This is a genomic window from Bradyrhizobium sp. 2TAF36 (assembly GCF_052114925.1).
GTDB classification, from domain to species: Bacteria; Pseudomonadota; Alphaproteobacteria; order Rhizobiales; family Xanthobacteraceae; genus Bradyrhizobium; species Bradyrhizobium barranii.
The window spans coordinates 49,667-63,816 of the sequence record NZ_JBFRFR010000010.1; the positions used below are offsets into that span (position 1 = coordinate 49,667).

Consider the following 14,150-nt stretch of genomic DNA (forward strand, 5'->3'; position numbering starts at 1 on the left):
CACGGCGGACGCACTCAGGGCAAGGGCCGATTTCGAAAATGCGCGACGATGCCCGCATGACGATCGCGACCCGCTGCCACCAGCACCCCGTGCGTGACTTCCCGGCGGTTATAGAGGATGGGATCTCCGGAGAGGTCGCTCATCCTACCATCCGCTTCCTGCACGATCAAATCGGCCGCCGCAAGGTCCCAATCATGGCTGTTGCCCCCGGCAAAAGCCGCATCCAGCACGCCATCGGCGACCCGGCACAGGCGCAGCGCGAGCGAACCGATTCGCGGATGCAGCTTGATGTCGCCGCCGGCCGTATTGAGCCGCTCGACCATCGGCTTCGGCCCGGCGACGCGGGAGAAGTCGAGCGCGGATCCGGACGCCGCCCGCACGGCTTTGCCGTTGAGCGTCGTGCCCTGCCCGCGGGCCGCGAAGAAGAACTCGTCGGTCGCGGGCGCGAACACCGCAGCCAGCACCGGCGAGGCATCCTCGACCAGCGCGACGCTGACGCACCATTCTTCATGGCCGCCGAGATAATTGCGGGTGCCGTCGATGGGATCGACCACCCAGGTCCGCCGCCGCGACAGCCGCACCTCGTCGTCGGCGCTCTCCTCGGACAGCCAGCCATAATCGGGCGTCGCCGAGCGCAGGCGCGCTTCGAGCAAATCGTTGACGGCAATGTCGGCTTCCGACACCGGCGAGGACGCGCCCTTGGTCCACTTCCTCAATTCGGTGCGGAACATCGACTGCGCGAGGCTGCCTGCCTCCCGCACCGCGTCCTGCAGCAGCGCCGCGTCGCGCGTCAGGATGGTTTCGTCCGTTGCATGCGCGTCAGCGTCCGCCAAGCGTCAAACCCTCGATGCGCACCGTCGGCGCATTGATGCCATAGCGGAACTCGAGATTGTTCGCCGGCTGCATCGATTTGAAGATCTCGAACAGATGGCCCGCGATCGTCACCTCGCTGACGGGATAGGTCAGCTCGCCATTCTCGATCCAGAAGCCGGAGGCGCCGCGGCTGTAATCGCCGGTGACGCCGTTGACGCCGGAGCCGATCAGGTCGGTGACGTAGAAGCCCTGCTTGATGTCGGCGATCAGTTCGGCCGGCGTCGGCGTGCCCGGTTCGAGATGCAGATTGTACGGTCCCGGCGACGGCGAGGACGAGACGCCGCGATGGGCGTGGCCGGTGGTAGTGAGGCCGAGCTCGCGCGCGGTCGCGCAGTCGAGCAGCCAGGTCGTCAGCACGCCCTCGTCGATCAGCGCGATCTTCTTCACCGCGACGCCTTCGGCGTCAAACGTCTGCGAGCGCAGGCCGCGCTTGCGCAGGGGATCGTCGATGATGCGGATGTTTTTTGCGAACAGCTGCTGGCCGAGCTTGTCCTTCAGGAAGCTGGTCTTCCGTGCGATCGAGGCGCCGTTGATGGCACCGACGACGTGGCCGACCAGCGAGCCCGCAACGCGCGGATCGAACACGACCGGCACCTTGCAGGTCTCGACCTTGCGCGGATTGGAACGCGCCACGGTACGCTCGCCGGCGGAACGGCCGACGACTTCCGGCGACAGGAGATCGGCGCCGTGCGGCGCCGAGGTGAAGTCGTAGTCACGCTCCATGCCGGTGCCTTCGCCCGATATCGCGGTCGCCGAAATGCCCTGGCTGGAACGCAAATAAGAACCATGGAAGCCGGTGCTGGTGACGAGCACCATGCCGCCCATGCCGGCGGAGGCGGAGGCGCCGCCGGACTTGGTCACCCCCTTCACGGCGAGCGCGGCAGCCTCGGCTTCGAGCGCGCGGCGCTCGAGCTCGGAGGTCGCGGGCACGTCGGGATCGAGCAGATCGAGATCGGGGAAGTCGCGCGCGAGCAGCGCCGGATCGGCGAGGCCGACATATTTGTCGTCGGGCGCGACGCGCGCCATCGCCACCGCGCGCTCGGCAAGCTTGGTCACGGCATCGCCGCTGACGTCGTTGGTCGAGACCACCGCCTGGCGCTGGCCGACCAGCACGCGCAGGCCGACATCGTCACCCTCGGAGCGTTCCGATTCCTCGACGCGCCCGTCACGCACCTCGACGCCCTGCGAGACGCCGCGCACGGCGACCGCATCGGCCGCATCCGCACCGGCGCGCTTGGCCGCYTCGACTAGCCGCTGCGCGAGATCGGAGAGCGCGGTCTGATCGAACAGGTCGCGATTGGCTTTGGACGAATCCTGGGGCGAAAGCGTCGAGCTTGGTGAAGGGTTCACAAACGAAATCCTGTTGCGGCGGGAGGTTTCGGGGCGATACCGGCCCTGAACACCAGATGTGCCCAATTGGTACGGACTTCAAGCGTTTTCAGCCCGCAAAAAGCTCAGATTCGCRAGTCCGGCGCAACGTCTCGTCAATCATGCGTGCCAAGGTCTTGTCAATCATGAGCGGCGGTGACGCTGGATTAACCAGCCTTTTTAAGTGGTTTCGGAACGGCGCGCGCTAAGGTCCTCGCATCGACCGGGAACATAATCCCGGCGGGGAGAACTAAAGCCGTGAGGCGTCAAACAGCAACAAGCGGGATCGCTCCCGCCGGGTCGGGCCGCAGCTTGCGGCTCGACCCTCTTTCCCTTCCGGTCCGCTTCGATGCGCACGATCCGCGCGCCGACGGATACACCAGACAGATCGAGCTTCATCGCGAGCGTGTCGTGCTGCGCCGTGCCGTCCGCGGCATGCAGATGGCGATCAACGTCCGCGTCAGCGACTTCATCGGCGTTGCGTTGCGCGGCAATGACGAGGCGCAGACCCTCGTCCTCGTGCATCGCGATCCCTCGCTGTCCGTTCCGCTGCTGGTCAGCACCGATGGCGACGAACTCGCCGAGGCCTGGGCGATCTGGAGCGAGCTATTCGCGCTTCCGCAGCTCGACGAAGGTGCCCGCAAGCCCACGCCGCGCCGTCGCCGCGCCAACGCGATCCGCGCCCGCCGTCCGAAATTTTTGATGCGCCGGCGCACCGCCATGACGCGCGAGCTGTCGGTTCATCAGGGCGAACGCGAGATCATCGCAAGGAATTGAACGGCACGCACAGTGCCGTAGGGTGGGCAAAGCGAAAGCGTGCCCACCTTTTTTATCTCAATCCCGGGAAGATGGCGGGCACGGCGCAAGAGCGCCTTTGTCCACCCTACGGGCTACGCCGCCCGCATCACCGCGTCGACCAGCAATCCCGCAAACAGCAGGAAGCCCGCATACTTGTTCGAGAAGAACAGGCGCTTGCAGAGCAAGGGGTCGCTGATATCCAGCCGCACGATCTGCGAGGCCAGATGCACGGCGAACGCCGCAAGCCCGAGCCAGGCCGGCCAGCGCGCATCGCCTGAGGCCAGCGCGACGCCGATCAGCATCACCGCAAGCCCGTAGAACAGGATCAGCGCCTGGTGCGTGTGCGCGCCGAACAGCCGCGCGGTGGACTTGATGCCGATCAGCGCGTCGTCCTCGGCGTCCTGGTGCGCATAGATCGTGTCATAGCCGATCACCCACGAAATCGATCCCGCATAGAGCACCAGCGCGGTCAATTCGATGCGACCAAAGGTGACGGCAAATCCCATCAGCGCGCCCCAGGAGAAGGCGAGGCCGAGCACGATCTGCGGCCACCAGGTGATGCGCTTCATGAAGGGATAGATCGCGACGATCAAAAGCGAGGCAATGCCGGTTAGGACCGCGAAGCGGTTGAATTGCAGCAGCACCACGAGACCGGTCAGTGCCTGCGCGACCATGAAGGCCAGCGCCTGCTTCGTGGTCACCTGGCCCGACGGCAGCGGCCGCGAGCGGGTGCGCTCGACCTTGTCGTCGAGATCGCGGTCGGTGATGTCGTTCCAGGTGCAGCCTGCTCCGCGCATGACGAAGGCGCCGATGAAGAACAGCACGATGGTGAGCGGCAGGCCGCGGACATCATGCGCCATGCCCGCCGCGAGCGCCGCCGACCACCAGCACGGCATCAACAGGAGCCAGGAGCCGATCGGACGATCGAAGCGCGACAGGCGCAAATAAGGCCGCGCCCATTGCGGCGCGAGCGTATCGACCCAGTTGCCGGTGGAATCGGCAACGCGGGCGGATGTGTCACTCATCGGGTGAGGACGTTGCCGTTGAGCGTGTCGAWGGTGCTGCCACCCTTCTTGCCGGCATTGGCCTCAGGCGCCGAGCCAGAACCCAACACCTCGCTCAGCGACGGACCGGCCGGACCGCGCGGCTGGTTCTGCATCTGCTGCGCGACGTTGCAGACCTTCGTCGCCATGGCCTCGGTGTTCTTGTGGCCGTCCTTCATCTGCGCGCTGACCTGCGCCGGAATCCCGCACTTCGAGGCGTTGGCCTCGATGTACTTGATCATCTTGGTCTCAGCCTGGCTGAAATTGCGGATCAGCTTGCAGGCTTCTTCCGGCGCGGCGTGACGATCACTCGCGGCCTTGATCAGCTTGCCGCGCTTCTCGGCTTCCTCGCGCAGCGGCATGAAGGTTTTCATGCAGTCCTCGCCGGGACCGCCTTGCGTCGGCGGGGCGGCGCTGAAGGCACCTGCGCCACCGACGGGCGCGGCGCCGTTGACGGGAAACGATCCTTGGGGCGCTGCACCGACCGAAGCGCTCGGCGCCGAGCCGTTCACGGGCGGAAACGCGGAACTGGTTGGGGCTTGGCCAGGCAGCGGCGCAGGGAAGCCCTGCGCGTGGGCACCCGCGGCGCCCAAGGTGACCATGGCGGCAGTGATCGGAACCATCAAATGACGGATCATCAAGGCAGTCTCTCCGGCAGGAGCTTACGGGGCTTGGCGTCTTCCCAATTGAAGCGCAACCAGCGTGCTCGCGATTTTACGATTCCCGCCGGCCCTTAACAACCCGTCGAATAGGGCAAGAGCGCGGCGCGCCGACGCACCGATTCGGCAATATTTACCCCCGAAATGGCGGCTTTCGGTTAATAACGGCGGCAAATTGGACCTTTGAACGATGCCCTCCCACGATTTTCGCGCCCCCCGCCTGTTTGTCGATGTCCCCCTTGCCCAGGACGCCAGGGTTCCGCTCGACCGCGACCAGAGCAATTATCTCGGCAATGTGCTGCGGCTGGCCGCCGGGGCCGAGGTTTTGGCGTTCAATGGCCGCGACGGCGAGTGGCAGGCCGCGATCGAAGGCCGCAAGCGGCCGGACGGCCTCGTCATCCTCCAGCAGGCCCGGCCGCAGGACCGGCTCGCCGACCTCACCTACGTCTTTGCCCCGCTCAAGCATGCCCGGCTGGACTACATGGTCCAGAAGGCCGTCGAAATGGGCGCTGCCACGCTTCAGCCGGTCCTGACCCGCTTCACCCAGGCCTCGCGGGTCAACACCGAGCGGATGCGCGCCAATGTCGTCGAGGCCGCCGAGCAATGCGGCATCCTCAGCATCGCCACGGTCGCCGAGCCGGTGCCGCTGGACCGGTATCTCAGTCAGCGCCCTGCCGACCGGCTGCTCATCTTCTGCGATGAGGCGGCGGAGGTCCAAAACCCCATTCAGAGCCTGCAAGACGCGCGCGAAGCCGGACATGACCAAGGCAGAATTGGCATCGACGCGCTGATCGGCCCCGAAGGCGGCTTTGCCGAAGAAGAGCGCGCCCTGCTGCTGCGGCAGCCGAAAATCCTGCGGCTGGCGCTGGGACCCCGGATCATGCGGGCCGACACGGCCGCGGTGGCGGCGCTGGCGCTGGTGCAGGCAGTGCTGGGCGATTGGGACGGCACCTAACCAAGCGAACCTAACGTCGATTCGCGCGCGGCGGCTCTACAGGTTCGCGCTTCAGATGACCTCTCGCTTCGACCGATGCAGGGTCTCGGACGGCAGCTCTCCGAAAGCCGCCCTGTAGCTCGCTGCGAACTCGCTCAGATGCCAGAAGCCATGGCCGATTGCGCAGGCCTTCACACTGCGACGAGCCGGGCCGGTGCGCAGCTGCTTTCGTACCGACCAGAGGCGCAAGACCCGGCTGTAGCGATGAGGGCTCATGCCGCAGATGGCCTGCGTCGCACTCTGGAGGGTCCGAACGGACACGCCCACCCGCTCTGCCAGTTCGGTCGTTTTGTGCCAGATCGCGAGATCGTGGCGGATCAATCGTTCCATCTCTGCGACGATCCGCTGATAGCTGTCCGTCGTGGAGTGCATGGGCCCGCGCTTCACGTTGGACCGAATGGCAGCATCCATTGCGGCGAACAGGGATTGTTCGACCGCCGTTCGCGACGTCGGCTCGTTCAGGAAGTCTGGATCATGTGCCGCGGTTTCAAGCGTCGTGGAAATCGAGCCATGCAGGGAGGCAAGTACTTCCGATGCCGGACTCAGCAAATGATAGCCGTCATCCAGCTGAGACCAGGGCTCGCGCTCGGGCGGGCTGAAATAGGCGACAGCCCACAAACGCCCCGCCGGCTCATAGACCAGGCAATCGGATCTCCCCTTGAGAACGAGTATGGAGCTGCCAATTGATTGCCCGTTGATGCGGGTGGAGGTCACATGGTCCATCGGCACCGCCACCGCGATGGCGTGCGCCAGATCATAACCGCGGATGATCCGCGGGAAGGTCTTCACCAGAGACAGCGTCAGGACCGGCAGGCTGAGCTGGGCACGCTTGATTGCAGTCGCCCCGGCCGACAGCGGCATGCTGGATGCGCCGACATATCTCTCACTCTCTCCGAAATGATCGATGTCGTACGATCGGAGCTCGAGAGCCGCGGATGGCTTGAGACCCTGGAACGACAGCAAGCCGTCTAATGCTGTTCTTTGCGTTCCATCGCGAGCAGTATCGAGAAGGCTTTGATCCATATCCTGCCGCTTACTTCGCCTTCCTTGTCGATGCAGCGCCCTTGGGGGCACGCAGATCATCCGGCCCGTTGATGCCGGCGCGCTTGAGATCGCGAAGCAGTTTTGTGAGCAGCAGCATATTAGTCTTCTGCAGTTCGTGATTGTTTCCAAACCTGAATGCGTTCTGCTCGGTCACGATGAGCCCGGCCTTGGTTTCGGCGAGAATCTTTCGTCTCTTAAGTCCCGTCACGCGACGGCGAACCGTCTCGAGCGGCAGGCTGAGGAAGCGAGAGAGCGCCGCGCGGGACACCCCTTGCTTGATCGCATCCGGCTCGACCGCGTGAATGCTGGAGAATCTCTCGTCCAGCGACGGATCGTTCATCACATTGATGACGTTCGCGTTGAGAATCGCATGAACGATCAGTAGGTCCAGCGGATCGAATTCGTCGTAGTGCCGGAACAGCTCGCTGATCGAAAACAGCATATAGGCCAGCGTGTGCCGCGAGACCGTCCGGATAGCGTCTGATGCATTGCGCATGAATCGAAACCAACATTCACATTGTAAGCGAAGGCAGCAGCGAACGGGTCATCCGCCATACCCAATATGAGTATGCGACGACTTGCCTGTCCTCCTCAATTTCTCAATGTGACGTTGAGCTTGCGGTTGCTGCATTGAGTCGCATGCGCGGACAAAAATCAGCGACGGGCAATGAGGCTGTCGCGCAGGACGACATGGCCATGGACGACGATGTTGCATCGGACAGGCGGCGACGCGAGGAGCTCGGGCTCATCAAGGCATTTCTCGGCATAAGGGACCCGAGCAGGAGGCAGAGAATTCTCGAGCTTGCCGAGGAGCTCGCAGATCACGCCGCGTCCGAAACCGCAGGGCTTGCCTTCGCCTCGACCGATGCATCGCTTGGCGATGCGCCCAGAGATCTCCCTGGCCAGACTGAGTGAAAACCAAGCCCTTCCCGCCCTAGGTATTAAAATACCCAAAATACCTTCTGACAGATCGCTGCGTTCCGCCTCCAAAGCCGTTAAGCGATTGATCCTTTGGAGGTCGAAACCGCTTTCGCGCCATGCTAAGGCCTGCGCCAATTCGCCTCCCTTCTTTCGCCCTGCCCGGTTCCACCGGGACGATGGACCCCTGTTATGACCGCGACTGCCACCTCAAATGCTGCCGGCTCCGCCGCCTGGGCGGATACGCTGCTCTTGTCGTTCGCGCAGGCCGGCTATGTCAGGGCCGAGCCCGCGATTCTGCAACCGGCCGAGCCGTTCCTGGACCTCTCCGGCGAGGACATCCGCAAGAGCCTGTACCTGACGACGGACCTGTCCGGCGAGGAGCTTTGCCTGCGCCCGGACCTGACCATTCCCGTCGCCCGCGACTACCTCACCTCGAGCCGCGCCGGCCAGCCGGCCGGGTTCAGCTATCTCGGCCCGGTGTTCCGCTACCGCAGCGGCCAGGCCAGCGAGTTTCTTCAGGCCGGCATCGAATCGTTCGGCCGCCAGGACCGCGCTGCGGCCGATGCCGAGATGCTGGCGCTGGCGCTGGAAGCGACCGCGGCCTTCGGTGTCCGCGATGTCGAGATTCGCACCGGCGACGTGGCGCTGTTCAACGCCCTGCTCGATGCGCTCGACCTCTATCCGGTGTGGCGCCGCCGCCTGGTCAAGGATTTCAACCGCAAGATCAGCCTGGAAAAAGATCTGGAGAAGCTGGCGGCCRCGACCACCGCGACCCGCAGCGAATATGAGGGTGTGCTGGCCGCGCTCGCCGGCTCCGACCGCAAGGCTGCGCTCGCCTTCGTCACCGATCTGATGTCGATCGCCGGCACCACCAATGTCGGGGGCCGCACCACGGCCGAGATCGCCGACCGTTTCCTGGAGCAGTCGACGCTGAAGGGCGGCGCGCTGCCGCGCGAGGCGATCGCCGTGCTCAAGCGCTTCCTGTCGATCGCGGGCAATCCCGACGATGCCGTCGCCGAACTCCGCGCGCTCACCACGGACGCGAAGCTCGACCTCAGCGCTGCCGTCGACCAGTTCGAAAGCCGGGTCGGCTTCATGGCCGCGCGCGGCATCGACGTGAAGCAGACGCGCTTTTCGACCGCGTTCGGACGCGGCCTCGACTATTACACCGGCTTCGAATTCGAGCTGCATCACAGGGGCAACGGCGCCGAGCCGCTGGTGGCCGGCGGCCGCTATGACGGGCTGATGACCCAGCTCGGATCGGCCGAGCCGATCCCCGCGGTCGGCTTCTCGGTCTGGGTCGACGCGCTGACCCGGATCGGCCGCAAGGTGGGAGCTTAAGTCATGAGCGCGCCATTCGTCCTGGCCGTTCCCTCCAAGGGCCGCCTGCAGGAAAACACCGAGGCGTTCTTCGCCCGCGCCGGGCTCAAGCTGTCGAAGGCCGGCGGTGCGCGCGACTATCGCGGCACGCTCGCAGGCCTCGACAATGTCGAGGTCGCCTATCTCTCGGCGAGCGAGATTGCTTCGCAACTGTCGCGCGGCTTTGCGCATCTCGGCGTCACCGGCGAAGACCTGGTGCGCGAGAACATCGCGGATGCCGACAAGCGCGTGTCCCTGATCGACGGGCTCGGCTTCGGCTATGCCGACGTCGTCGTCGCGGTGCCGCAGGCGTGGATCGACGTCCGCACCATGGCCGACCTCGACGACGTCACCACCGGCTTCCGCGAGCAGCATCACATGCGGATGCGGGTCGCGACCAAGTTCATCAACCTCACCCGCACCTTCTTCCAGAGCCACGGCATCACCGACTACCGCATCGTCGAAAGCGCGGGCGCGACCGAAGGCGCGCCCGCGGCCGGCAGCGCCGAGCTGATCGTCGACATCACCACGACCGGTGCGACGCTCGCCGCCAACGGCTTGCGGGTGCTCGACGACGGCGTGATCCTGCGCAGCCAGGCCAATCTGGTCGCCTCTAGGGATGCCGACTGGTCGCCGCAGGCGCGGGAGACCGCGCGCGTCATCCTCGATCACATCGCAGCAAGGGCGCGGGCCAACAAATACCGCGAGGTCCGCACCCGCTTCCAGCAATGCGACGCCGCCCTGCTCGGCGAAGCCCACGAGCGCTTCGGCGTCGAGGCCCCGTTCGGAGGGCCGACCTCGTCGGGCATGCTGACGCTGCACTGTCCGCCGGGTCAGCTCTATGCGCTGGCGAGCTTCCTGCGCGAGCATGGCGCCGAGACCGTCTCGGTGGTTTCGCTCGACTATGTGTTCGACCGGGAGAACCCGCTGTTCGCCAAGCTCGAGGCATTCCTGCGGCAGTGAGCCTCAGGTCCGTTCAGCGTAGCGACAGCAAACGGCAGCTACCATATGCTGTTGAGAACCATGGACGCCTCTGGAACCTTGATCAATGACGCTGGGCTCTGACGTTTCCGGCATGACGACCACCGCGGCCAGTGCCGCCGCGAAGGGGTTGTCGATTGTCGTCCCCGTCTACAACGAGGCGGCGGGCCTCGCCGCCCTGCACCAGCGCATCTGCGATCTCGCCAAGACCTTGCAGCAGCGCTATCGCTTGCGTTGCGAAGTCGTCTATGTCGACGACGGCAGCGCGGACGCGACGCTCTCGATCGCCCGGTCGCTGCCGGCCGACGCGGTCGACGTTCAGGTGGTGTCGCTGTCGCGCAATTTCGGCAAGGAAGCCGCGCTGATGGCCGGCCTCGACCATGCCCGGCTCGGCGCCGTGATGTTCATGGACGGCGACGGCCAGCATCCGCCGGCCCTGGTCGAGCAGCTGGTGCGGCACTGGATCGAGGACGGCTATGACGTCGTCTATACCGCCAAGGCGCATCGCGACAACGAGCCCTTCCTGCGCCGCGTCGCCGTGCGCGGGTTCTATTCGCTGATCAATTGGGGCGCGCGCCAAAAGATTCCTGAAGACGCCGGCGACTTCCGCCTGCTGTCGCCGCGCGCGGTCGCAGCGCTCAGGCAGCTGCCGGAGCGTAACCGCTTCTTCAAAGGCCTCGCGAGCTGGATCGGCTTCCGCCAAATCCGCGTCGATTACGAGCCCGCGCCGCGCACCCATGGTGTGACGACCTTCAGCGCCGCGCGCCTGCTCGGTCTTTCGATCGAAGGGGTGACCTCGTTCTCGGTGGCACCGCTGCGCTTCGCCAGCCTGCTCGGCGTCATCCTCGCCGGCGGCGCCTTCCTGTTCGGCCTCTCGATCCTCTGGGAAGTCTGGACCACGGGCAAGCAGGTGCCCGGCTATCCCTCGCTCGTGATCGGCCTGATGACCATCGGCGGCGTGCAGCTCATCATGATCGGCATCGTCGGCGAATATATCGGCAAGATCCTGTCCGAGCTGAAGGCGCGCCCGATCTACTTCGTCGCCGAGCACAGCGAAAAGCATTTCGAGACCGGGAAGGCCGACGACGCCTCGAAGAGGACGGCCGCCGAATGAGCGCGGCCGCGGGCCTGCGGCGGATCTGGCTCTGCGCCGACGATTACGGCATCAGCCCGGGCGTCAATCGCGCCATCCGCGACCTGATCGAACGCGGCCGTCTCAATGCCACCTCGGTGATGATGGTGGGACCGGCGATCGAGCGCGGCGAGATCGAGGCGCTCCAGACGGCGGCGAAAGCGAGCCCGCGCTGCGCGATCGGCTTGCACGTGACCTTGTCGGCGCCGTTCCGGCCGCTCACCATGCATTTCCGACCGCTGGACGGCGACATGTTCATGCCGTTCCCGAAACTGCTGCGCGCCGGCCTTGCACGCCGGCTCGACCGCGAATTCTTTCGCAATGAGGTCAGGGCGCAGCTGGCGGCGTTCGCGGAAGCGTTCGGGCGCGCGCCTGACTTCGTCGACGGCCATCAGCATGTGCAGCTCTATCCGCAGGTGCGCGACGGCTTTGTCGATGCGGTCAGCGAAGCCGCGCCGAAAGCCTGGGTCCGCCAGGGCGGGCGCGACCTGCCGCTCGTGCAGCGGCTGGCCTCACCAAAAGCCATGGTGCTCGATATCCTGAGCGCGCAATTCCGCCGCCGCGCCGCCAGCGCCGGCCTCAGCTTCAATCCCGGCTTTGCCGGCGCCTATGATTTTGCGCGCGAGGCCGATTTCGGCGCGCTGATGCGGCAGTTTCTGGAAGGCCTCCCCGATGGCGGCCTCGTGATGTGCCACCCCGGCTTCGTCGACGATGTCCTCACCGGCCTCGATCCGATGACCGACGTCCGCGAACGCGAGCATGCTTATCTTTCAGGCGATGGGTTTGCGCGCCTGCTGGCCGACAGCGGCGTCACGCTGGGGTGAAACCGGCGGAAAGCAAGCCGCTGGGCAGCTTGTCGCATACCGAAATTTAATCCGGCCGGCACTGTTGGGGCCACAATGGAACCCTACATCTGCCTCGCGCTTGGTTTGAGCGAGGGAGACTGATCATGACGCCGCAGGAACGCCAGCTCGTCGACGAGCTTTTCGACCGGCTTTCGAAACTGGAAAATGCACCGCGGGATCCCGACGCGATCGCCGCGATCTCCGACGGGCTGCGCAAGGCCCCCGGCGCGGTCTACGCACTGGTGCAGACCACGCTATTGCAGGACGAAGCGCTGAAGCGTGCTCATAACCGCATCCAGGAGCTGGAAGCGGCCCATGCGCCCGAGCAGGCGCAGTCCGGCGGCTTCCTCGATACCATGCGCGACTCGCTGTTCGGCGGAGGCCCCTCGCGCGGCTCGGTTCCGAACGTGCCGCCGCGTGACGCGCGGCCGGTCTGGAACACCGGTCAGGCGATGCCGCAGGCACAGCCCGGTTACGGCGCGCCGCCTCCTTATGGACAGGCCTACGGCCAAGGTCCAGGTCAAGCTCCGGGTCAGGGCTATGGCGCTCCGCCGATGGGCGGTGGCGGCGGCTCGTTCCTCGGCACGGCGGCGGCGGCCGCGGCCGGCGTCGTCGGCGGTTCGCTGCTGCTCTCCAGCATCCGCGGCATGATGGGCGGATCGCACCAGCAGGCCTTCGGCGACACCAACGCGCTCGGCGACCGCAGCGCTGGTGGAAGTCCCTGGGGCGGCAGCGACCAGTCCGGCGGCTCGCTCTCGCGCGATGCCGGTCTCAACGACATTGGCTCCAACCGCGACCGCGACGACGGTTCCCGCCAGGGCCTCACCGACCAGGCGTCGAACGACCGGGACAACAACAACGATCAGAACTACGACGACAACGACCACGACAACGGCAATATGGACATAGCCGACGACGACAGCGATTTCGGCGGCGGAGACGATGGCGGCAGCGACTACGCGTGAGGCTGCCCGATCAGCGCGACAAACAAAAACGGCCGCCCGGGAGGCGGCCGTTTTCATGTCGAGCGTCAGACGCTCACATCACCACGACCTTGGTGCCGACATTGACGCGGCCGTAGAGGTCGATGACGTCCTCGTTACGCATGCGGATGCAGCCTGAGGAGACGTTGGTGCCGATGGTCCAGGGCTCGTTGGAGCCGTGGATACGATAGAGCGTCGAGCCCAGATACATCGCGCGCGCGCCGAGCGGATTTTCCGGGCCGCCTTCCATGTGCCGCGGCAGGTCGGGCCGGCGCGCGATCATTTCCGCCGGCGGCGTCCAGTCCGGCCATTCGCGCTTGGCCGTGATCGACTTCACGCCGGACCAGGTGAAGCCGGGACGGCCGACGCCGATTCCGTAGCGCATCGCCCGGCCGTTGCCCTCGACCAGATAGAGGAACTTGTTCGGCGTATCGACCACGATGGTGCCGGCAGTTTCCTTGCCGCTATAGTCGACGGATTGCTTCTCGAATCTCGGATCGAACGGACGCTGGCGCGGATCGACCGCCTCCTGCTGGAGACCTGCGCCTTGCTGATATCCACCCTGCATCTGCGGCTCGCCCATCGGTGGCAGGCGGCGCTGGTCGTAATAGCCGGGCTGCTGCTGATAGACCGGCTGTTGCGGCGCGTAGGCCGGGCCGCGGCCGGGACCGTCACCGAACAGGAACTCGATGAAGCCGCCGCCCATATTCGCATTGGAGGCGACACGCACCGGCGCCGGCTGCACCTGCGGCTGGTAGAGCACCGCGGGCGGATTGTTCGGCACACTATTGTCGAAGGCGCTGGCGCTGTTCGCGCCGGCAATGAAGGTGCAAGCGCTGCCGAGCAGCGCGACAGACATTTTCTTGAACATCGACGTACTCTGTACTGTTTCGTCTAGATCCCATGCGTCGTGCAGAGCCGATGGCTGACCGGCGACCGCGACGTGGTCAATAAAGAGCAAAAGCCGTTTTGTTTGGTAAACGTATCAGCCGTTTCGATTCACCACGTCGCGAGCGAGGGTGCAATTTGRCGATCAGCGTTTATTTTCGATGAACGCCGCAGGCCCATGGTTAATCGCTTCCTTTCGCGCCGTCGCGTGCGGCCGCGCAACAGTTCCCGCTGTGAACCTCGTGTTAAATTGCTTCTGTCT

At 65.4% G+C, this 14,150-nt stretch carries 15 protein-coding genes; 8 read left to right on the plus strand and 7 right to left on the minus strand.

Annotated features, from left to right (window positions below; all coding sequences use genetic code 11):
- Positions 1-14: 14 nt before the first annotated feature.
- Both AB4Z51_RS07205 and AB4Z51_RS07210 read right to left on the minus strand, forming a co-directional pair.
- On the minus strand, positions 15-833 hold the full coding sequence (locus tag AB4Z51_RS07205) for a 3'(2'),5'-bisphosphate nucleotidase CysQ (protein ID WP_085403368.1): 819 nt from the start codon (positions 831-833) through the stop codon (positions 15-17).
- Positions 820-2,223, minus strand: a complete 1,404-nt coding sequence (locus tag AB4Z51_RS07210) for a TldD/PmbA family protein (RefSeq protein ID WP_071909514.1) — start codon at positions 2,221-2,223, stop codon at positions 820-822. Before AB4Z51_RS07210 ends, AB4Z51_RS07205 begins: the two co-directional genes overlap by 14 nt.
- Positions 2,224-2,499: 276 nt before the next feature.
- Here AB4Z51_RS07210 and AB4Z51_RS07215 point away from each other — a divergent pair, with 276 nt between their 5' ends.
- A complete protein-coding gene (locus AB4Z51_RS07215; RefSeq protein ID WP_071909513.1) occupies positions 2,500-3,018 on the plus strand; it encodes a DUF6101 family protein in 519 nt (172 codons plus the stop codon).
- Positions 3,019-3,131: 113 nt separating this feature from the next.
- Here the strand turns inward: AB4Z51_RS07215 and ubiA are convergent, their stop codons facing one another.
- On the minus strand, positions 3,132-4,064 hold the full coding sequence (ubiA, locus tag AB4Z51_RS07220) for a 4-hydroxybenzoate octaprenyltransferase (RefSeq protein WP_063985616.1): 933 nt from the start codon (positions 4,062-4,064) through the stop codon (positions 3,132-3,134).
- A complete protein-coding gene (locus AB4Z51_RS07225; RefSeq protein ID WP_441497193.1) occupies positions 4,061-4,720 on the minus strand; it encodes a hypothetical protein in 660 nt (219 codons plus the stop codon). Before AB4Z51_RS07225 ends, ubiA begins: the two co-directional genes overlap by 4 nt.
- A 211-nt stretch (positions 4,721-4,931) precedes the next feature.
- Between AB4Z51_RS07225 and AB4Z51_RS07230 the strand changes: the two genes are divergently transcribed.
- A complete protein-coding gene (locus AB4Z51_RS07230; RefSeq protein WP_085403371.1) occupies positions 4,932-5,696 on the plus strand; it encodes a 16S rRNA (uracil(1498)-N(3))-methyltransferase in 765 nt (254 codons plus the stop codon).
- Positions 5,697-5,747: 51 nt separating this feature from the next.
- On the opposite strand, the gene AB4Z51_RS07235 is transcribed toward AB4Z51_RS07230, so the two are convergent.
- Together AB4Z51_RS07235 and AB4Z51_RS07240 are read right to left on the minus strand one after the other, a co-directional pair.
- Complete coding sequence (locus tag AB4Z51_RS07235; RefSeq protein WP_135214808.1) at positions 5,748-6,758, minus strand: helix-turn-helix domain-containing protein; 1,011 nt, start codon at positions 6,756-6,758, stop codon at positions 5,748-5,750.
- A 10-nt stretch (positions 6,759-6,768) separates the two neighbouring features.
- The gene (locus AB4Z51_RS07240) at positions 6,769-7,275 is read right to left on the minus strand and encodes a hypothetical protein (protein ID WP_063985619.1); all 507 of its coding nucleotides are present in this window, start codon (positions 7,273-7,275) and stop codon (positions 6,769-6,771) included.
- A gap of 200 nt (positions 7,276-7,475) precedes the next feature.
- Here AB4Z51_RS07240 and AB4Z51_RS07245 point away from each other — a divergent pair, with 200 nt between their 5' ends.
- The 6 genes from AB4Z51_RS07245 to AB4Z51_RS07270 all read left to right on the plus strand — a co-directional run bounded on the left by AB4Z51_RS07245 (position 7,476) and on the right by AB4Z51_RS07270 (position 12,982).
- The gene (locus tag AB4Z51_RS07245; RefSeq protein WP_225048619.1) at positions 7,476-7,694 is read left to right on the plus strand and encodes a hypothetical protein; all 219 of its coding nucleotides are present in this window, start codon (positions 7,476-7,478) and stop codon (positions 7,692-7,694) included.
- Positions 7,695-7,889: 195 nt separating this feature from the next.
- Positions 7,890-9,041, plus strand: coding sequence for an ATP phosphoribosyltransferase regulatory subunit (locus AB4Z51_RS07250; protein WP_441497194.1), 1,152 nt, complete (start codon positions 7,890-7,892; stop codon positions 9,039-9,041).
- Positions 9,042-9,044: 3 nt separating this feature from the next.
- Complete coding sequence (gene hisG / locus AB4Z51_RS07255; RefSeq protein WP_028153072.1) at positions 9,045-10,022, plus strand: ATP phosphoribosyltransferase; 978 nt, start codon at positions 9,045-9,047, stop codon at positions 10,020-10,022.
- A gap of 85 nt (positions 10,023-10,107) precedes the next feature.
- Entirely contained in the window at positions 10,108-11,154 is a 1,047-nt protein-coding gene (locus AB4Z51_RS07260) for a glycosyltransferase family 2 protein (RefSeq protein WP_063985621.1), read from the plus strand.
- Positions 11,151-11,996, plus strand: coding sequence for a ChbG/HpnK family deacetylase (locus tag AB4Z51_RS07265; protein ID WP_085403374.1), 846 nt, complete (start codon positions 11,151-11,153; stop codon positions 11,994-11,996). Before AB4Z51_RS07260 ends, AB4Z51_RS07265 begins: the two co-directional genes overlap by 4 nt.
- Positions 11,997-12,121: 125 nt before the next feature.
- Positions 12,122-12,982, plus strand: a complete 861-nt coding sequence (locus tag AB4Z51_RS07270; RefSeq protein WP_085403375.1) for a DUF2076 domain-containing protein — start codon at positions 12,122-12,124, stop codon at positions 12,980-12,982.
- Between the two features lie 73 nt (positions 12,983-13,055).
- Here the strand turns inward: AB4Z51_RS07270 and AB4Z51_RS07275 are convergent, their stop codons facing one another.
- Positions 13,056-13,871, minus strand: a complete 816-nt coding sequence (locus AB4Z51_RS07275; RefSeq protein ID WP_441497195.1) for a L,D-transpeptidase — start codon at positions 13,869-13,871, stop codon at positions 13,056-13,058.
- Between the last annotated feature and the right edge of the window lie 279 nt (positions 13,872-14,150).